Origin of the sequence: Chelativorans alearensis, from assembly GCF_010993735.1 — a bacterium.
Taxonomy (GTDB): domain Bacteria; phylum Pseudomonadota; class Alphaproteobacteria; order Rhizobiales; family Rhizobiaceae; genus Chelativorans; species Chelativorans alearense.
The window spans coordinates 57907-76625 of the sequence record NZ_WQNI01000016.1 but is presented as its reverse complement, the minus strand read 5'-3'; the positions used below and the strand labels follow the sequence as shown (position 1 = coordinate 76625).

Here is an 18719-nt window from a genome sequence, read left to right as displayed (position 1 = left end):
TTACATTACGCCATCTCCCGGTCTTCCATCTTCTGCGGTGCCGTGCGGCGGACCGCCAGCATGCGGCCGAACAGCGCGTTGGCGGCCATCGGTTTTGGCTCGGTCGGCGCGAGCGCTATCATTTCGGCGATGGTCAGGGGTTCGAGCGTGGCCACCGAAAGGCGCGGCAGAGGCCGCCGCCCGCCGTTCGGCGCCAGCGCGAAGAGCGACCGTTCAGAGCCTTCCACGTGGATCGGCACCACGCGCGCCTCCGCCTTTGCGGCGATGCGGGCGATCGCCCGGAAGAGGCGGAAGGCTTTGGGATCGGGCGCCTCCTCGTCGGGCAGGTAGACAGCGAGCCGGCCTCCGCCCCTCAAACGGCGCACCAGACGCCGGCTGACGAAGACATGCTGCGCGTTGAAGACAATATTGCGCGCCAGCGCCCGCCATGGATCGAGCCACCACGCCTCAGCCGAGTCCTCATCGAGGATATGCAGCGTATCATCCGGCAAGAGGGCGAGCATCAGCGCCGGCTCCAGCCGCGAGCTGTGCCACACCGCATAGATGACAGGCGGCTGCGCCGCGCGGGCCCTGGCGATGGCGCCGTCGCCGATGCGGAAGAGAACCTTCAGCGGCGCATAGAGCATCGCCTGGTGCAGGCTCATGCCCCGCCGCATTCGGCAATAGACCGCGGCGGCGAGCCACAAAGCCAGGATCGCTGCCACAAGCGCAATGGCTATCGTCATTCTTCCGCACCTCCCAGCCGCAGGCCGGTCTCCGCAATCGGTCTAATTTTTCACATAAACAATAAGTTGGAGCCGCGACTTGATTCACCGCAACAATGGCCGACGGCGCTCTCTCCCTGCCGCGGCTTCTGGTGGCCGCTCCGCGCGAGGGTAACCGAAGACCGGGCAAGGTCAATCGCGTTTTGGGGGAAAGGGCCCTATTCCGGCATCCGGTAGTGCAGGAAGCGGTCCTTGGGGACGTCGAAGACGAGCCCGGTCTGCGTCAGCGCCGGGCTTGCCAGCGGCAGGATTTTCGCCGCCACTTCGCCCGGATGCGGCAGGGTCTGCGGGTCCTCGCCGGGCATCGCCTGCGCCCGCATCGCCGTGCGCGTGGCCCCCGGGTTGACCGAGTTGACCCTGAGCGGCATGTTCTTGGTCTCGTCCGCCCACGAGCGCACCAGGACCTCGACGGCGGCCTTGGACGCCGCATAGGGCGCCCAGAAGGCGCGGGCGGAATGGGCGGCACCCGACGACATGACGATGGCGCGCCCTGCGTCGGAGGCCCTCAGAAGCGGGTCGACCGAGCGTATCAGCCGCCAGGTGGCCGTCACGTTGATGGCCATCACCTTCTCGAAGGTCTTCGCCTCCACATGGCCGATGGGCGAAATGGTGCCGAGGATGCCGGCATTGGCCACCAGGATGTCGAGCTTGCCCCAGCGCTCGTGGATGGCGCCGCCCAGGCGGTCGATGCCGGCCATGTCGGCCAGGTCCAGCGGCGCCAGCGTCGCCTCGCCGCCGCCCGCCTTGATCTCGTCGTCCAGTTCCTCAAGCCCGCCCACGGTGCGCGCCACGGCGACCACATGGGCGCCCGCCGCCGCCAGCTCCCTGGCGACGAAATAGCCGATGCCGCGCGAGGCGCCGGTGACGAGCGCGATGCGGCCTGAAAGGTCGAGGGAGTTTGTCATGGATGAATGATCCCGCTTGCGTGGCGCCTACTGCCCGCCCGCCGCCAGCAGCGAGAGCTGGCGCACGTTGTCGGTGCCGTGGTGGTCGGTCAGCTCCGTCGGGTATTCGGTGGTGAAGCAGGCGTCGCAGAACTGCGGCTCACCGTTGTTGCGCGCCGCTTCGCCGACCGCGCGGTAAAGCCCGTCGATGGAGAGGAACCCGAGCGAATCGACGCGGATGAACGCCGCCATCTCCTCAACGGACATGCGGGAGGCAAGCAGCTTCGCCGTCTGCGGCGTGTCGACGCCGTAGAAGCAGGAAGCGCGCGTCGGCGGCGAGGCGATGCGCATGTGCACTTCCGTCGCTCCCGCATCGCGCACCATCTGCACGATCTTCTGGCTCGTCGTGCCGCGCACGATGGAATCGTCCACCAGCACCACGCGCTTGCCCTCGATCAGGCGGCGGTTGGCGTTGTGCTTCAGCTTCACGCCCATGTGGCGGATGGAATCGGTCGGCTGGATGAAGGTGCGGCCCACATAGTGGTTGCGGATGATGCCGAGCTCGAAGGGAAGGCCGGCCGCTTGGGCAAAGCCGATGGCCGCCGGCGTGCCCGAATCAGGCACCGGCACGACGATGTCGGCCTCAACCGGGTTCTCGCGCGCCAGCTCGGCGCCGATCTCTTTGCGCACCTCGTAGACGTTGCGGCCTTCGACCGAGGAATCGGGCCGCGCGAAATAGACGTATTCGAAGATGCAGAAGCGCTGCTTGGCCTTCTTGAAGGGGAAGAAGCTCTCGATCCCCTGTTCGGTGACCACCACCATCTCGCCCGGCCCGAGGTCGCGGACGAAGCGGGCGCCGATGATATCGAGCGCGCAGCTCTCCGAGGCCAGGATAGAGGCGCCGTCGAGGTCGCCCAGCACCAGCGGGCGGATGCCCAGGGGGTCGCGGCAGCCGATCATCTTCTTCGATGTCAGCGCCACCAGCGAGAAGGCGCCTTCCAGCTGGCGCACCGCGTCGATGAAGCGGGCGTTGGTGTCGCGCTCCTTGCTGGTCGCCACCAGGTGCATGATGGTTTCGGTGTCGGACGTGGAGGAGAAGATCGAGCCTTGCTTCTGCAGCCGGCGCTGCACGGTCATCGCGTTGGTGATGTTGCCGTTATGGGCGACCGCCAGCCCGCCCTCGGCAAGCTCGGCAAAGAAAGGCTGCACGTTGCGCAGGCCCGAGCCGCCGGTGGTCGAATAGCGGGTGTGGCCGATTGCGCGGGAGCCGTTCAGCCGCTCGATGACGGTGGGTTTGGTGAAAGTGTCGCCGATAAGCCCGATATGCCGCTCGACATGGAACTGGGTGCCGTCGAAGGAGACGATGCCGGCGGCCTCCTGGCCGCGGTGTTGCAGGGCGTGCAGGCCCAGCGTGGCGATGGCCGCCGCGTCCTGGCGCCCGAAGATGCCGAACACGCCGCACTCGTCGTGGAAATGATCGTCGGCTTCGCCCATGAAAGGCAAATTTGTGTCGTCCGCCATCGCTGGCCGCCTCGTGCCTTGGTTTGCTTACCTTCTGGCGGCCTTCCGGGCCGTCAGTTGTTCGTCTCCGCCTCGCCCGCCGCATTCGAGCCGGGCGACACGCGGTCGAGGATCGATGTCTCCGGGTCGTCGGGCAGCAGGTCCTGCAGCCACACTCCGACGCCCTCGAGGAGCGGGCGCGACTTCGCTTCCGCGACCCAGCTCGGCGGGTTCGCACCCAGGAGCCAGTTCAGGAACAAAAGCGCCACCGCCATCACCAGGATGCCGCGCACCGCGCCGTACAGGAAGCCCAGCGTGCGGTCGAGCGCGCCGACCCTGGAATCGATGATGAAGTCGGCCAGCTTCATCGTGATCACCGTCACGATGATGAGCGCGACAAAGAATACCCCTGCCGCCGCCGCCACCAGAGCGACCATCGCATTGCCTATATAGGGCGTCACATAGGGCAGCACCAACGGGTAGAAGAAATAGGCGGCAATCGCGGCAATCGCCCAGGAGGCGATGGACAGGATTTCGCGCGAGAATCCGCGCACCATGGCCAGCATCGCCGAGACGAGCGTGAAGCCGACGAGGATTCCGTCAAGCAGCGTGATTGGCATCGTCAACCCAACTCCGTTTTAGGAAGCACGCCCAATACCGCTTCTTCCCGTATCCTGCCAGCCAATCCGCCAAGGTTTTTCTCCTTCACGGCGCACGCGACCCGGCGATCCGGGCAACGAGATCCGCAAGTCCCTCCGGCCGCCATGCCTGCGCCGAAATGCCGCCAGCGGGCTCTTCGTTTCCCGGCGGCATGACGGCCTGGCCGAAACCGAGCTTCTCGGCTTCCTTGAGCCGGCTTGCCGCATGCGCGACCGGGCGGACGGCGCCCGAGAGGCTGATTTCGCCGAAATAGACGCAATCGGCGGGCAGGGCAAGCCCGGTGAGCGAGGAGACGAGCGCGGCCGCCACCGCCAGATCCGCCGCCGGTTCGAATATGCGGTAGCCACCGGCCACGTTCAGGTACACGTCATGGGTGGCGAAACGCACGCCGCAGTGGGCTTCGAGCACCGCCAGCACCATGGAAAGCCTTGGCGAATCCCAACCCACCACGGCGCGCCGCGGCGTGCCGAGCGGGGAGGGGGCGACGAGCGCCTGGATCTCCACCAGCACCGGCCGCGTGCCCTCCATGCCGGCGAAGACGGCGGCACCGGGTGCGGCCGCGCTACGCTCGCCCAGGAAAAGCTCCGATGGGTTCGGCACCTCGCGCAGGCCCTTGTCCCCCATCTCGAAGACGCCGATCTCGTCCGTCGGGCCGAAACGGTTCTTCACCGTGCGCAGGATGCGGTAGTGATGCCCGCCTTCGCCCTCGAAATAAAGAACGCCGTCCACCATGTGCTCGACCACGCGCGGGCCGGCGATCTGCCCTTCCTTGGTGACGTGGCCGACGAGCACGATGGCCGCCCCCGTCGACTTGGCATAGCGGATCATCGCCTGGGCCGACGCACGCACCTGCGTCACCGTGCCCGGCGCCGATTCGGCAAGGTCGGTCCACAGCGTCTGGATGGAATCGAGGATGACGAGATCGGGCCTCTTGCCGTCGCCGATGGTGGCCAGGATGTCCTCGACATTGGTCTCGGCGGCAAGCTCCACCGGCGTCTCCGCCACGCCAAGCCGCTGTGCCCTGAGCCTGATCTGCGCCACCGCCTCCTCGCCCGAGACGTAGATGACGCGGTGGCCCCTCGCGGCAAGGGCGGCCGCCGCCTGGGTCAAAAGGGTGGATTTACCGATGCCCGGATCGCCGCCCACCAGAAGCGCCGAGCCGCGCACGAAGCCGCCGCCCGTCGCCCGGTCCAGTTCGCCGATGCCGGTGACGATGCGCGGCGCGTCCTCGATGTCGCCGGAAAGCGTCGTCAGCGCCACGGCGCGGCCGGCCCGCGCCTTGCGCAGGGACTGCGGCCCCGCGCCGATGCCGCCGACGGTGCCTTCCTCGACAAGCGTGTTCCACTCGCCGCAGCCATCGCACTTGCCCGCCCAACGGGCATGCACGGTGCCGCAGTTCTGGCAGACGAACTGGACGCGGGACTTGGCCATCAGTGGGCGGCCCTGGTGCGGTTGGCTGCTGTTTCTCGCTCCGCGCGCGTCATCCCGGCCAAGGGAGCTTTGCTCCCGCGAGCCGGGATCCATTCCGTGACTCTTCCACATTCCGGAATGGGTCCCGGACAGCCTCCGCTTCGCTCCGGCTTCCGGGATGACGCACGTATGGATAGGTCGTTGCAGTTCAGCGATTGGCTCACACCCCACCCCCCACATACTCGCGGTGATACCGCCGCCCCAGCGACGTCAAAAGCTCGTAGGCGACCGTCCCGGCCGCCTCCGCCACGGCATCGATCGGCATGTTCGGCCCGAACAGTTCGATGTGGTCGCCCACCGCCACCGCGTCCGGCCCGAGCGCGGTGACGTCGAAAAGCGTGAGGTCCATCGTCACCCGGCCGACGACCGGCGCCTCGTGCCCGTGGATGAAGCCGCTGGCGCCGCCGCGCACATCGCGCAAGGGCACGCCGCCGCCCGAGGCGGCGCGATGGTAGCCGTCGGCATAGCCGGTGGAGGCGACGGCGATGATCGTGTCGCGATGAAGCGGGGTGGCGCCGTAGCTGGCGGCGTCGCCGGCGCGCACCTGCTTCACCTGCGCCACGCGCGCTTCCGCCGTCACGACCGGCCGCATCGGGTTTGCCGCGTCGCTGACCGGCGCCCCGCCGTAGAGCGCGATGCCCGGCCGTGTGACATCGCACAGGTAGTCGCCGCCGAGGAAGATGCCGGCGGAGTTGGCAAGGCTTGATTCGGTTTCTGGGAAAAGCGCCCGAAGTGCCTGAAAGGATTCAAGTTGCCGCCGGTTCATGGGGTGGCCGGGCGTGTCCGCGCAGGCGAGGTGGCTCATCACCAGGACCGGGGTGAGCGCATTCGTCAGCGCGTTTTCCTCCGCCAGGGTGCGGGCCCGCTCCGGCGCCAGGCCAAGCCGGTTCATGCCGGTCTCGACATGGATGGCGCAGGGGCGCGGCGTATCGCCGTCGTCCCAGCCATAGGCTTCCCAGATGGAAAGATCGCTCTGCGCGTTGAGAACCGGGATCAGCCGCCCCTCGCGGTAGGCGGCCGCCGCTTCCGGGCCGAAAAGCCCGTTGAAGACGAAGATTTCCGCATCCGGCAGGACGGTGCGCAGCGCCAGGCCCTCCGCCGGCAGCGCCACGAAGAAGCGCCGGCATCCCGCCGCCCAGAGCGCACGCGCCACGGGGCCAAGGCCAAGCCCGTAGGCATCGGCCTTCACCACGGCGGCCGCCTGCGCCGGCGCCGAGCGTTTTGCCAAAAGGCGGTAATTCGCCGCCAGCGCGGAAAGATCGACGGTCAGCCGCCCCCCCGCCAGATGCGGCGCTGGCCCGCTGCCGGTCATGTCGGGCAAATAGGGCACCTCTACTCGAAACGCTCCGGCAGGTGGGAATCCTCGGCAAGGTCGGAGAAGCGGGTGAACTCGCCCTGGAAGCCGAGATTGACGGAGCCTGTAGGCCCGTGGCGCTGCTTGGCGATGATGACCTCGGCCTTACCGCGCGCCTCGTTCATCTCGCTCTCCCACTTGATGTACTCTTCCGTGCCGGGCTTCGGCTCGCGGTTGCCCAGATAATACTCCTCGCGGTAGACGAAGAGAACCACGTCGGCGTCCTGCTCGATGGAGCCCGATTCGCGCAGGTCCGAAAGCTGCGGGCGCTTGTCCTCGCGGCTTTCCACCTGACGGGAAAGCTGGGAGAGCGCGAGGATCGGCACGGCGAGCTCCTTGGCGAGCGCCTTCAGCCCGGTGGTGATCTCGGTGATCTCCTGCACGCGGTTCTGCTGGGCGCGGGCACTGGTGCCCTGCATGAGCTGCACGTAGTCGATGACGAGAACGTCGAGCCCGCGCTGGCGCTTCAGCCGCCTTGCGCGCGCGGCGAGCTGGGCGATGGAGATGCCGCCCGTCTGGTCGATGAAGAGCGGGATCTTCTGCATCATCTGCGCGCAGCCCACCAGCTTCTCGAAATCGGCCTCGGAGATCTCGCCGCGGCGGATCTTGGAGGAGGGGATTTCCGTCTGCTCGGAGATGATGCGGGTGGCCAGCTGCTCCGACGACATTTCCAGCGAGAAGAAGCCGACAACGCCGCCATTGGCCGCGGCGAAGGAGCCGTCGGCCTGCGGCGCCGGCTCGTAGGCGTTGGCGATGTTGAAGGCGATATTGGTGGCAAGCGACGTCTTGCCCATGCCGGGGCGGCCGGCAAGGATGATGAGGTCCGACGGCTGCAGGCCGCCCATGCGCCGGTCGAGGTCGCGCAGGCCCGTGGCGATGCCGGACAGATGCCCGTCGCGCATGAAGGCGGCGTTGGCCATGTCGACGGCGATCTTGGTGGCATCGCCGAAGCTTTCGAAACCGCCGTCGTAGCGCCCGGTCTCGGCAAGCTCGAACAGCCGCCGCTCCGCATCCTCGATCTGCTCGCCCGGCGCCATATCGACAGGCGCGTCATAGGCGATGTTGACCATGTCCTCGCCGACGGTGATCAGCGCCCGGCGGATGGCGAGGTCATAGATGGCGCGGCCGTAGTCGGCGGCGTTGATGACGGTGACGGCCTCCGCGGCGAGCCGCGCGGTATACTGCTGCACCGTCATCTCGCCCACTTTCTCGTCGGCGGGCAGGAACGTCTTGATGGTCACCGGATTGGCCATCTTGCCCATGCGGATGAGTTCGCCCGCCACCTCGTATATCTTGCGGTGCAGCGGCTCGTAGAAATGGGTCGACTTCAGGAAGTCCGAAACGCGGTAGAAGGCGTCGTTGTTGACGAGGATGGCGCCGAGCAGGGCCTGCTCGGCCTCGATATTGTTGGGTGCCTCGCGATAAAGAGGCGTTTCCGCCGTGTTCAGCTTGCGGACTGCTTCAGCCATCGGATTTCCGTTTGTCGCTATTATGGCTGCCGGATAACAGCGGACAAATCCGGCGCCCCCAAAACCGTTCTCTCGTAGACCTTTGCGCGCCGCTGCGTAAGGCTGTTGTGCCGAAGCATCCCGCTATCCACACGCAATCGCGCCGCGCACCGTGGAAAACGCATTCCTGCGTTTTCCATGCTTGACAGCGAATCACCAGCGTAGGGTGGATAATATTCCTATTCGGCCGCGTCGGTAAACGTCTTTCGCCCGTTGGGGGCGGCCAGCCGCTTCTCCGTCTCGCCGATATAATCGCGTGTCAGCGGCAGCGTTTCGCGCTTCTTGGCGAGCTGGATCTGGAAGACCACCATATCCTGCCAGCGGAAGGAGGCCTCGGAGCCGGCGAGATAGAATTCCCACATGCGTGCGAAACGCTCGTCATAGATCTCCAGAACCTTGTCGCGATTGGCCAGGAAGCGCTCGCGCCAGTTCTTCAGCGTCTCCGCATAGTGCAGCCTCAGCACCTCGATATCGGTGATCAAGAGGCCGGACTTCTCGATCGCCGGAATCACCTCCGAAAGGGAAGGGATGTAGCCGCCGGGGAAGATGTGCTTGCGGATGAAGGCATTGGTGACCGTCGGTCCGGAGGTGCGGCCGATCGTGTGCAGGAGCATCACGCCGTCGTCGCTCAAGAGCTGTGCGCACTTGTCGAAGAAGGTGCGGTAGTGGTTGATGCCCACATGCTCGAACATGCCGACCGAGACGATACGGTCGAACGGTCCGCAAAGCGCCCGGTAGTCGGCGATCTCGAAGCGCGCCTTGCCGTCGAGCTTCTCCTCCTTCGCCCGCTTCCGGGAGACCGCGTGCTGCTCTTCCGACAGGGTGACGCCGAGGAGGTCGACGTCGAACTGGCGCGCCAGATAGAGCCCCAGCCCGCCCCATCCGGAGCCGATGTCGAGCACCTTCTGGCCCGGCTCCAGCGCCAGCTTGGCGGCGATGTGGCGCTTCTTGGCGCGCTGCGCCTCTTCCAGGGAAGTGTCCGGGTCAGGGAAATAGGCGCAGGAGTACTGCATATCCTCGTCGAGGAAAATCCGGTAGAGCTCGCCCGAGAGGTCGTAATGGCGTGCGACGTTGCGCTTGGAACGGCTGGCGGGGTTGAACTGGTGCAGGCGGCGGAAAAGATAACGCACGCCTTCGCCCAGCTTCATGACGAACGCCTCAGCGCCGGCGCCCTCCAGGTTCTGATAGCTGAGCTTGAGCAGCGCCAGGACGTCGCCCTGCTCGAAATCCAGTTCGCCCTCCATATAGCTTTCAGGAACCGCCAGCATCGGGTCGAGTGCGATCGCCCGCTCGGCTCTCCTCGAATGGATGACGATATGCACCGGTTCGCCGGACCCGTCGCCGAAACGGTGCACCGCGCCGTCCGCGTCCGTGATGCTCAGGGAGCCCGACCGCACGAGGCGGGAAGCAAGTTTCGCAAGCAACTGGTTCATCACTCACCCCGCTAGCCTGGGATGTTGCGATTATGTATCACAAGCGCCTCGGTTGAAAAGGGTTCCCGAGGCTCGCCTGCACCCACGGCGAAAAGACTGCTGACATCGCGAGAAACGCCGCAATCCGCCCAATACGGCGCTGACGACCCTCTGGACACAATTGGCTCAATTCGCCTGAAATATTGGCTCACAAAAAGTGTGGGGCCGGACGTTGCCGCCCGGCCCCTCAAAGCATACCCACGGAAGGCCCGGCTCAGGCCTTCTCTTCCTCCTCGCCTCCGGCGGGCGCCTCCTCGGCAGCGGTCTCCTCCGCCTCTTCCGGCTCCGCGAACTCGGCTTCCGGGTCGAAGAACTCCTCCGGCCGGGCGCTCTCGTTGACGTCCTCGCCGTAGATCGCCTCGGCCGAATCCAGCGTCTCGCCCTGCGCCTGGCGCTCCGCCTCCTCGGCCGAGCGGGCAACGTTGAGGCTGATGGTCACGACGACCTCGGGGTGCAGCGCGATCGCCACGTTCATCACACCGATCGTCTTGATCGGCTGGTTGAGATCGACCTGGTTGCGGCCGATCTTGAAGCCGTTCTCGTCCAGCACCTCGACGATGTCGCGCGGCGAGACGGAGCCGTAGAGCTGTCCCGTCTCGGCGGCCGAGCGGATGACGACGAAGCTCTGGCCGTCGAGCTTCTCGGCGACGCCCTCGGCTTCCTTCTTCCGCTCCAGGTTGCGCGCCTCGAGCTCGACGCGCTGCGTCTCGAACTTTTTCCTGTTGGCCTCGTTGGCGCGCAGCGCCTTGCCCTGCGGCAGCAGGAAGTTGCGCGCAAAGCCGTCCTTGACCTTCACGACGTCGCCCATCTGGCCGAGCCGCGGGATGCGTTCCAGGAGAATGATTTCCATCGTTCCGTTTCCTTCTTCAGGCGGCAATCAGCCGCTTGGGCTTCGGCGGCTAGTCGCCGCTTGAGCATGGAAGGCAGGTCAGGAAACGGGTGCCTTGCGGCTTCAGGTTCGCTGTCCTGCCCTTCTGGCAGTTAGGGGCCTTGCCCCAACTCGGGATTTTCCTGTCCCTCGATCCGCGCCCGCCGCGGGGAGGGGCTGCGGGCGCAAATGCGCCCGCAGCCGGTCTTACTTCACCACGTAGGGCAAAAGGCCCAGGAAGCGCGCCCGCTTGATCGCCCTGGCAAGCTCGCGCTGCTTCTTCTGGCTCACCGCGGTGATGCGCGACGGCACGATCTTGCCGCGCTCGGAAATGTAGCGCTGCAGGAGCTTGACGTCCTTGTAGTCGATCTTCGGCGCGTTCGAGCCGGAGAACGGGCAGGTCTTGCGGCGGCGGTGGAAGGGGCGCCGCGTCGGGATCTGGTTGATGTCGACCATTATTGGCCTCCCTCACTGGCTTCGCGCGGCTGGCGCGGGCGGTCATCGCGATCAAAGCGCGGACGGTCGTCGCGGTCGCCGCGCGGGCCGCGGTCGTCACGGCGCGGGCCACGGTCGTCGCGGCGCGGGCCGCGGTCGTCGCGGCGCTGCATCATCGCCGACGGGCCTTCCTCGTGCGCGTCAACGCGCACAGTCATGAAGCGCAGCACGTCCTCGGAAAGTCCCATCTGCCGCTCCATCTCCTTGACGGCATCTGCCGGCGCGTCGATGTCCACGAGCGTGAAATAGGCCTTGCGGTTCTTCTTGATCCGGTAGGCGAGGGACTTCAGTCCCCAGTTCTCGACCCGGCCGATCGTGCCTCCGCCGTTCTCGATGACACCCTTGTATTGCTCAAGGAGCGCATCGACCTGCTGCTGCGAGAGGTCCTGCCGGGCAAGAAACACATGTTCGTATAGAGCCATTGTCTTGCCTTTCTTCTGTTCCGTCCGTCGGGCCCCAGCGGCTAAAGCCTCAGCGACCTATCTTGCCGGCTTGGCCGGAGAAGAAAGGCGCGTATTGGAGACGGTCGAGAGCGGAGACACGGGAGGCGGAAGACTTTTGCCTTCACAACGGGCGACAAACACCCGGCCCTCCGTTCAGCCCCCAACTGGGACCGGCAGACGGCGCGTATATACAGGGTTTTGGGCTGGATGCAAGGGTGTGGCCGGGTGAGAATGCCTGGCAGTGCGAGTGAACCGTGATATTGTGAGCATATGGCCGAGAGAAGTTCTATCAAGCGTGATGCCCGAACTGGCAAGTTTATCGTCGGACGTGAGGCAATGACAAAGCTGAACGAGATCGAAGGTGTCTGCCTATCCATCTCGTCTCGGGCGATGTTCGCCGATTTCGATGACAAGGGTATACCGCATGAGGAGCGTCGCATGGCTATTTGGGAGAAGCACAGTAAAGGTGTACACCAACCCTTGGAGCAGGCGAATGTCCCGCGTCTGACGCCCGAAGACCAGATGCGTTTCGCGGAAGCGCTCATCAATCCGCCAGAGCCTAACGCACGGCTTCGTCGCTCTGCCAAGCTTCATGGAGAGCTTGTCGAACAGTCGGATTTGTCTGGTTCAGGGCGCAGAACTGGTCCCTCGTTGCCACCGAACTCCCACACCTGATCTGCCTAAGATAGCGTGGTCGTAAGCGGCGCCATTCAGTGAGAATTTGCTGTGCTTCTGGTTGCCGTAAGCTTTCCAGCCGCAGCGTCCAGAAACGCCGAAGCTCCCACAAGGGTGGCAAGTGGCTCCTTGTCATGGCCCAACGGCAATCCACCGAGAATGGGAACATCCAGTCGATCGAGATGCTCCCGTAGCAGATCGATGATCGTGAAGTCGCCTGTAAGCTCGAAGCCTGTGAACCGGCCGACGGCGACGGCCGCCAAACCGTCCAAGTGGCCGCCCTTGCGGAGCATCGTCAACTGCCGGTCGACCTGACCCAGACGGGAGTTCACCGCTTCCACCAGAAGAATAGCTCCCTTCAGGCTCGGCAATGCCCAGCCCGCGGCCGTCGCGAGCATGTCAAGATTGCCCCCGATAAGCCGGCCCTGCGCGCGCCCTTCCGTCGTTAGAGCGGATGTCGGCTCCTCCGCGCGGGATTGGATCACGATGTCGTCCGACCCCATTAGGATATTTTGCATAAAGGCGCGGCAGGGCTCCCAAAGGGTCACCGCTCCGTGCACGCCGATCAGCCCACACTGCTTCCAAAGCATCAGATGCAGGATGGTGATGTCGCTGAAGCCGACGAGCAGCTTCGGATCGCGTCGAACGGCGTCGAAGTCGAGCCGGTCGGCAATCCGGTAGGAGCCCTTGCCGCCGCGTGTAGCAATTATCCCCCGCACGTTGGGGTCCCGGAGCGCATCGTTGAGGTCGGCGAGGCGCTCTTCATCGGTGCCAGCGAAACGGGCGAAGCTGGAAAAGGCGCGTGCGCCGAACTCCACCTTGAGGCCCCAGCTCTCCAGCAACTCGGCACGCCGGAGAATCTGATCCCTCTCAGGCGTGCTTGCGGGAGAGACGAAACGGACCGTATCGCCCGGTTTCAGCCTTGGCGGCATCACGGCAATCACGCCGGCTCCATCCCTCACACCTTCAGCCGATACCCCGTCTTGAAGATCCACCACACCAGCCCCAGGCACAGCGCCAGGAACAGCGAGATCATGGCGATGCTGACCGTCACGCTCACGTCCGACGTCTCGTAGAAGCTCCAGCGGAAGCCGCTGATGAGGTAGAGCACCGGATTGGCGAGCGTCACCTTCTGCCAGAATTCGGGCAGCATCTCGATGGAGTAGAACGAGCCGCCGAGGAAGACCAGCGGCGTGACAACGAGCAGCGGAATGAGCTGCAGCTTCTCGAAATTGTCGGCCCAGATGCCGATGATGAAGCCGAACAGGCTGAAGGTGACCGCGGTCGCCACCAGGAAGAACAGCATCCAGAAGGGATGGCGGATCTCGATGGGCACGAAGAGATGCGCCGTCGCCAGGATGATGGTGCCGAGGATGAGCGACTTGGTCGCCGCCGCCCCCACATAGCCAAGCACGATTTCGAGGAAGGAGATGGGTGCCGACAGCACCTCGTAGATCGTTCCGACGAATTTCGGGAAATAGATGCCGAAGGAGGCGTTGGAGATCGAGTTCTGCAGAAGCGTCAGCATCATCAGCCCCGGCACGATGAAGGAGCCGTAGGGAACGCCGTTGATCTCCTCGATGCGCGAGCCGATGGCGGCGCCGAAGACGATGAAATAGAGCGAGGTGGAAAGCACCGGCGACACCACGCTTTGAAGCAGGGTGCGCCGCATGCGCGCCATCTCGAAGATATAGATCGCTTTGACGGCCTCGAAATTCACCGCGTTTCCTCCACCAGGGTGACGAAGATGTCCTCAAGCGAGCTCTGCTCGGTGTCGAGGTCCTTGATCGAGATTCCCGCCCGGTTGAGGTCGGCAAGCAGCGAGCCGATGCCCGTGCGCTCTGCCTGCGTGTCGTAGCGGTAGACGAGGCGCTCGCCGCCGTTCTCCAGATCGAGATCGTAGCGGCCGAGCGCTTCGGGGAGCGATTCCAGAACGTCGTTCAGCTCGAGCGTGAGCTGCTTCTTGCCGAGCTTGCGCATCAGCTCGTTCTTCTCCTCCACCAGGATCAGCCGGCCCTTGTTGATCACGCCCACCCGGTCGGCGATTTCCTCCGCCTCCTCGATATAGTGGGTGGTGAGGATGATGGTCACGCCGCCCTCCTCGCGCAGCCGCCGCACCAGCTGCCACATGTCCTTGCGCAATTCCACGTCGACGCCCGCCGTCGGCTCGTCGAGGAACAGGATCTTCGGCTCGTGCGCCAGGGCCTTGGCGATCATGACTCGCCGCTTCATGCCGCCGGAAAGCTCGAGGATCTTATTGTCCTTCTTGTCCCACAGGGTGAGGTCCCTGAGGAGTTGCTCGATGAGTTCGGGCTTCGGCTTCTTGCCGAACAGGCCGCGGCTGTAGCTCACCGTGTCCCACACGGTCTCGAAGGTCTCCACGTGCAGTTCCTGCGGCACCAGCCCGATGAGTTCCCGCGCGGCGCGGAACTCGCTGATGATGTCGTGGCCCTGCACGCTGACCTTGCCATTGGTCGCGTTGACGATGCCGCAGACGATGGAGATCAGCGTCGTCTTGCCGGCGCCGTTGGGGCCGAGCAGGGCGAGGATCTCGCCGTTGTGGATGTCGAGGTCGACCTCTTGCAGGGCTGCAAGACCCGAATCGTAAACTTTGGAAAGTCTGGAAATGGAGATCGCGTGCTGCATGGAAGACCGTATGGCTGGGGAATGGAACGGCACTCGATACGCGCCACGGTGCGGCACGCCGAACGGCACTGAAAGCCAAAGCCGGTCTCATATAGGCCACTTGGTCTCCGGTTGCCATACCGGCGTTTCGGAGAGGGTTACATTTCCTGACACGGCCGCCGCAGAATCCCGCAAAATCAATCGTTTGCCGGGTTCATCTCGGCGATCAGCGCAAGCTGCGCACACTTGAGGACAGGCAGGCCGATCAGCGCGGCCGCCACCTCTCGTGTCCGCCGCCGGCGCGGACACCGGCAAAAGGCTTGACGTGGCCTGGCTGTTGCGCCACCACGTGCGCCCCAAACGGGCAAGCAAAACACGTGGGAGTAGCCGGCAATGAGCATCGCCTTCACTTTTCCCGGCCAGGGCAGCCAGGCGGTCGGCATGGGACGCGATCTGGCCGAAGCTTTTCCGGAAGCGCGCGCGGTCTTCGACGAGGTGGACGAGGCGCTCGCCCAAAAGCTCTCCAAGCTCATGTGGGAAGGGCCGGAGGACGAATTGACGCTGACGGCCAACGCCCAGCCCGCGCTGATGGCGGTCTCCATGGCGGCTATCCGCGTGATGGAGAAGGGCGGCCTGTCGCTGAAAGACAAGGTCGCCTATGTCGCCGGCCATTCGCTGGGCGAATATTCGGCCCTTTGCGCGGCCGGCACCTTCTCGCTTGCCGACACGGCCCGCCTCCTGCGCATCCGCGGCAACGCCATGCAGGCCGCCGTCCCGGTGGGCGAGGGTGCCATGGCGGCCATCATCGGCCTTGAGACGGATGACGTCGAGGCGGTCTGCGTGGAAGCCGGAAAGGGCACGGTCTGCCAGGTCGCCAACGACAATGGCGGCGGCCAGCTTGTCATCTCCGGCGCCGCGCCCGCCGTGGAGGAGGCGGCGAGGCTTGCCACCGACAGGGGGGCAAGGCGCGCCATCATGCTGCCGGTCTCCGCCCCCTTCCACTCCGCCCTCATGGCGCCTGCCGCCGAGCGCATGCGCGAAGCCCTGGCCGGTGTGGCCAAGAGCGCCCCTGCCGTGCCTGTCCTCGCCAATGTCACGGTCACTCCCCTCCGCGATCCCGACGAGATCGCCGCCCGCCTGGTCGAGCAGGTCACGGGCCGTGTACGCTGGCGCGAGACGGTGGAGTGGTTCGGCGGGAACGGCGTCGGCACGCTCTACGAGATCGGCTCGGGCAAGGTGCTGACCGGCCTTGCCCGCCGCATCAACCGGGATATCGAGGCGATCGCGGTCAATGCGCCAGTGGATATAGACGCGGCGATCAAGGCGCTCGCCTGAGCGTTGTGGTAGGAATTTCCCGGGCAGATTCGAAGAAGGACAAGGTCATGTTCGATCTCAGTGGCCGCAAGGCGCTCATCACCGGAGCATCCGGCGGCATCGGCGAGGCCGTTGCCCGTGCTCTTCATGCACAGGGCGCCATCGTCGGCCTGCACGGCACGCGCGTCGAGAAGCTGGAGAGCCTTGCAGGCGAGCTTGGGGAGCGCGCGCGGATATTTCCCGCCAACCTGTCCGACCGCAACGAAGTCAAGGCCATGGCCGCAAAAGCGGAATCGGAGCTTGAAGGCGTCGACATCCTCGTCAACAATGCCGGCATCACCCGCGACGGCCTGTTCGTGCGCATGAGCGACGAGGACTGGGACGCGGTGCTGGAGGTCAACCTTACCTCCGCCTTCCGCCTCACGCGCGAGCTGACCCACCCCATGATGCGCCGCCGCTTCGGCCGCATCGTCAACATCTCGTCCGTGGTCGGCGTCACCGGCAACCCCGGCCAGGCCAACTACTGCGCCTCCAAGGCCGGTCTCATCGGCTTTTCCAAATCGCTGGCCCAGGAGATCGCCACCCGCAACGTCACCGTCAACTGCGTTGCCCCCGGCTTCATCGAATCGGCCATGACCGAGAAGCTGAACGAGAAGCAGCGCGACGCCATCATGGGTGTCATTCCCATGAAGCGCATGGGCTCCGGCGGGGAGATCGCCTCCGCGGTCGTCTATCTGGCTTCCGCGGAAGCCGGCTACGTAACCGGCCAGACGATCCATGTGAACGGCGGTATGGTGATGATCTAGAGACCGCTTGAGAATTCGCTGCGGCGCGACAGGTGCCCGCCGCAGTAGAATATCAAACGGTTCTGACGGAGCGGCTTGGCGCCTGCCCTGCATCGTGATATGGCGCGCGCGGTACGGCTGGCTGTCTATCAAAGAAGGCGAGGACGGCTGGTGAAGGGCGAGAAAGCCGTTGATCCGGTCATCTTTTCAGCTTGATTAGCGGCAAGCCTGCCGCTAACGAAGACCGGAAATTCATGAAGTCGAGGGTTCCCACATGAGCGATACTGCAGAACGCGTCAAGAAAATCGTTGTCGAGCATCTTGGCGTCGACGCCGAAAAGGTCATCGAACAGGCCAGCTTCATCGACGATCTCGGCGCGGACAGCCTCGACACCGTCGAACTGGTGATGGCTTTCGAGGAAGAGTTCGGCGTCGAAATTCCTGATGACGCGGCCGAGACGATTCTCACCGTCGGTGACGCGGTGAAGTACATCGACAAGGCGACTGCCTGACGCCGGCGCGCTGGCTCCCGGCTGAAACTGCCACAATGGCGGGACATTCCGTAAAAATGAGACGCGTCGTCGTCACCGGCATCGGGCTCCTCTCGCCGCTTGGCCTTGGCGCCGAGCTGGGCTGGAAGAGCCTGCTTTCCGGCAAGAGCGCGGCAAGGCGCATCGACCAGTTCGAGGTCGACGACCTGCCGTGCAAAGTTGCCAACAGCATCCCGCGCGAGGGGGAGGGGGCGTTCGATCCGGATGCCTTCCTGGAGCCGCGCGAGCAACGCAAGGTCGGCGATTTCATCATCTACGGCATCGCCGCCGCCGACCAGGCGTTGGCCGATTCGGGCTGGGAACCGAAAACCGAAGCCGACCGCTACGCCACCGGCGTCATGATCGGCTCCGGCATCGGCGGCATCGAGGGCATCGCCGAAAACGCACTCATTCTGCGTGAGCGCGGCCCCCGCCGCATCAGTCCGTTCTTCATTCCCGGCAATATTATCAATCTGGTTTCTGGCCAGGTGTCGATCCGCCATCGCTTGAAGGGGCCGAACCACGCCGTGGTCACCGCCTGCTCCACCGGCGCTCACGCGATCGGCGACGCCTCGCGCCTCATCATGCTGGGCGATGCCGATGTGATGCTGGCCGGCGGCGCCGAATCGCCCGTCACCCGCCTGTCGATTGCCGGCTTCTCCGCCTGCAAGGCGCTTTCCACCCGCTTCAACGACACGCCCGAAAAGGCCTCGCGCCCCTATGACCGCGACCGCGACGGTTTCGTCATGGGCGAGGGTGCCGGCGTGGTCGTGCTCGAGGAACTGGAGCACGCCAAGGCGCGCGGCGCCAAGATCTACGCCGAGGTGGTCGGCTACGGCCTGACGGGTGACGCCTACCATATCACGGCACCCGCCGAGGACGGCGATGGCGCGTTCCGCTGCATGAGCGCGGCGATCAAGCGTGCCAGCCTGACGCCGGCCGACGTCGATTATATCAACGCCCATGGCACCTCCACCATGGCCGACACCATCGAGCTCAAGGCGGTCGAGCGCCTGATGGGCAACGCGGCGGGCAAGGTGTCGATGTCGTCCACCAAGTCCTCTATCGGGCATCTTCTCGGGGCCGCGGGTGCCGCCGAGGCGATCTTTTCGATCCTGGCCATCAGAGACGGTGTGGCACCGCCGACCATCAATCTCGACAACCCGGAAGCCGAGACGGTGATCGATCTCGTCCCGCACAAGCCGCGCAAGCGCAAGATCGACGTGGCCTTGTCCAACTCCTTCGGCTTCGGCGGCACCAACGCCTCGCTGGTGTTCCGGCGCTTCGAAGCCTGATCGCGCGTGCGATCGGGGCTTTGACGCCGGAAATTTGACGCTATTGTGCCTCACTTTGTGGCGATGAATCCGCTGATC

General features: G+C 65.2%; 19 protein-coding genes. 5 read left to right on the top strand and 14 right to left on the bottom strand.

What is annotated here, in order from left to right; genetic code table 11:
• Positions 1-5 precede the first annotated feature (5 nt).
• The 11 genes from GPJ75_RS22510 to rpsF form a co-directional block, all read right to left on the bottom strand.
• Positions 6-725, bottom strand: coding sequence for a 2-acyl-glycerophospho-ethanolamine acyltransferase (locus tag GPJ75_RS22510; protein ID WP_163271558.1), 720 nt, complete (start codon positions 723-725; stop codon positions 6-8).
• Between the two features lie 197 nt (positions 726-922).
• A complete protein-coding gene (locus GPJ75_RS22505; RefSeq protein ID WP_163271555.1) occupies positions 923-1669 on the bottom strand; it encodes an SDR family NAD(P)-dependent oxidoreductase in 747 nt (248 codons plus the stop codon).
• A 27-nt stretch (positions 1670-1696) separates the two neighbouring features.
• The gene (gene purF / locus GPJ75_RS22500) at positions 1697-3169 is read right to left on the bottom strand and encodes an amidophosphoribosyltransferase (protein ID WP_163271553.1); all 1473 of its coding nucleotides are present in this window, start codon (positions 3167-3169) and stop codon (positions 1697-1699) included.
• A gap of 53 nt (positions 3170-3222) precedes the next feature.
• On the bottom strand, positions 3223-3768 hold the full coding sequence (locus GPJ75_RS22495; protein ID WP_163271723.1) for a CvpA family protein: 546 nt from the start codon (positions 3766-3768) through the stop codon (positions 3223-3225).
• A gap of 85 nt (positions 3769-3853) precedes the next feature.
• On the bottom strand, positions 3854-5239 hold the full coding sequence (gene radA / locus GPJ75_RS22490) for a DNA repair protein RadA (RefSeq protein WP_163271551.1): 1386 nt from the start codon (positions 5237-5239) through the stop codon (positions 3854-3856).
• Positions 5240-5438: 199 nt separating this feature from the next.
• The gene (gene alr / locus GPJ75_RS22485) at positions 5439-6590 is read right to left on the bottom strand and encodes an alanine racemase (RefSeq protein WP_163271721.1); all 1152 of its coding nucleotides are present in this window, start codon (positions 6588-6590) and stop codon (positions 5439-5441) included.
• Between the two features lie 20 nt (positions 6591-6610).
• Entirely contained in the window at positions 6611-8101 is a 1491-nt protein-coding gene (locus GPJ75_RS22480) for a replicative DNA helicase (RefSeq protein WP_163271549.1), read from the bottom strand.
• A 218-nt stretch (positions 8102-8319) separates the two neighbouring features.
• On the bottom strand, positions 8320-9573 hold the full coding sequence (locus GPJ75_RS22475) for a cyclopropane fatty acid synthase (protein ID WP_163271547.1): 1254 nt from the start codon (positions 9571-9573) through the stop codon (positions 8320-8322).
• A gap of 253 nt (positions 9574-9826) precedes the next feature.
• Positions 9827-10462: a 50S ribosomal protein L9 gene (gene rplI / locus GPJ75_RS22470; RefSeq protein WP_163271545.1), complete on the bottom strand. Its 636-nt coding sequence runs from the start codon at positions 10460-10462 to the stop codon at positions 9827-9829.
• Positions 10463-10687: 225 nt separating this feature from the next.
• Positions 10688-10936 (bottom strand): 30S ribosomal protein S18, encoded by a 249-nt coding sequence (rpsR, locus tag GPJ75_RS22465; RefSeq protein WP_159590719.1) that lies wholly within the window; start codon positions 10934-10936, stop codon positions 10688-10690.
• Positions 10936-11397, bottom strand: a complete 462-nt coding sequence (rpsF, locus tag GPJ75_RS22460; RefSeq protein ID WP_163271544.1) for a 30S ribosomal protein S6 — start codon at positions 11395-11397, stop codon at positions 10936-10938. The genes rpsR and rpsF overlap by 1 nt, the downstream gene beginning before the upstream one ends.
• Positions 11398-11754: 357 nt before the next feature.
• On the opposite strand from rpsF, the gene GPJ75_RS22455 reads away from it, so the two are divergent.
• Positions 11755-12093 (top strand): type II toxin -antitoxin system TacA 1-like antitoxin, encoded by a 339-nt coding sequence (locus GPJ75_RS22455; RefSeq protein WP_163271541.1) that lies wholly within the window; start codon positions 11755-11757, stop codon positions 12091-12093.
• Positions 12094-12128: 35 nt separating this feature from the next.
• On the opposite strand, the gene GPJ75_RS22450 is transcribed toward GPJ75_RS22455, so the two are convergent.
• The 3 genes from GPJ75_RS22450 to GPJ75_RS22440 are packed head-to-tail and all read right to left on the bottom strand — an operon-like array spanning position 12129 to position 14739.
• On the bottom strand, positions 12129-13025 hold the full coding sequence (locus tag GPJ75_RS22450; protein ID WP_163271719.1) for a S66 peptidase family protein: 897 nt from the start codon (positions 13023-13025) through the stop codon (positions 12129-12131).
• 26 nt (positions 13026-13051) lie between these two features.
• A complete protein-coding gene (locus GPJ75_RS22445; protein ID WP_159590725.1) occupies positions 13052-13813 on the bottom strand; it encodes an ABC transporter permease in 762 nt (253 codons plus the stop codon).
• Positions 13810-14739: an ABC transporter ATP-binding protein gene (locus tag GPJ75_RS22440; protein WP_163271539.1), complete on the bottom strand. Its 930-nt coding sequence runs from the start codon at positions 14737-14739 to the stop codon at positions 13810-13812. The genes GPJ75_RS22445 and GPJ75_RS22440 overlap by 4 nt, the downstream gene beginning before the upstream one ends.
• A 372-nt stretch (positions 14740-15111) precedes the next feature.
• Here GPJ75_RS22440 and fabD point away from each other — a divergent pair, with 372 nt between their 5' ends.
• The 4 genes from fabD to fabF all read left to right on the top strand — a co-directional run bounded on the left by fabD (position 15112) and on the right by fabF (position 18641).
• A complete protein-coding gene (gene fabD, locus GPJ75_RS22435) occupies positions 15112-16053 on the top strand; it encodes an ACP S-malonyltransferase (RefSeq protein WP_163271537.1) in 942 nt (313 codons plus the stop codon).
• 47 nt (positions 16054-16100) lie between these two features.
• Positions 16101-16838, top strand: coding sequence for a 3-oxoacyl-[acyl-carrier-protein] reductase (fabG, locus tag GPJ75_RS22430; RefSeq protein ID WP_163271535.1), 738 nt, complete (start codon positions 16101-16103; stop codon positions 16836-16838).
• A 253-nt stretch (positions 16839-17091) separates the two neighbouring features.
• Positions 17092-17328 (top strand): acyl carrier protein, encoded by a 237-nt coding sequence (locus GPJ75_RS22425; protein WP_159590735.1) that lies wholly within the window; start codon positions 17092-17094, stop codon positions 17326-17328.
• Between the two features lie 56 nt (positions 17329-17384).
• Positions 17385-18641, top strand: coding sequence for a beta-ketoacyl-ACP synthase II (fabF, locus tag GPJ75_RS22420; protein WP_163271533.1), 1257 nt, complete (start codon positions 17385-17387; stop codon positions 18639-18641).
• Positions 18642-18719: the final 78 nt, after the last annotated feature.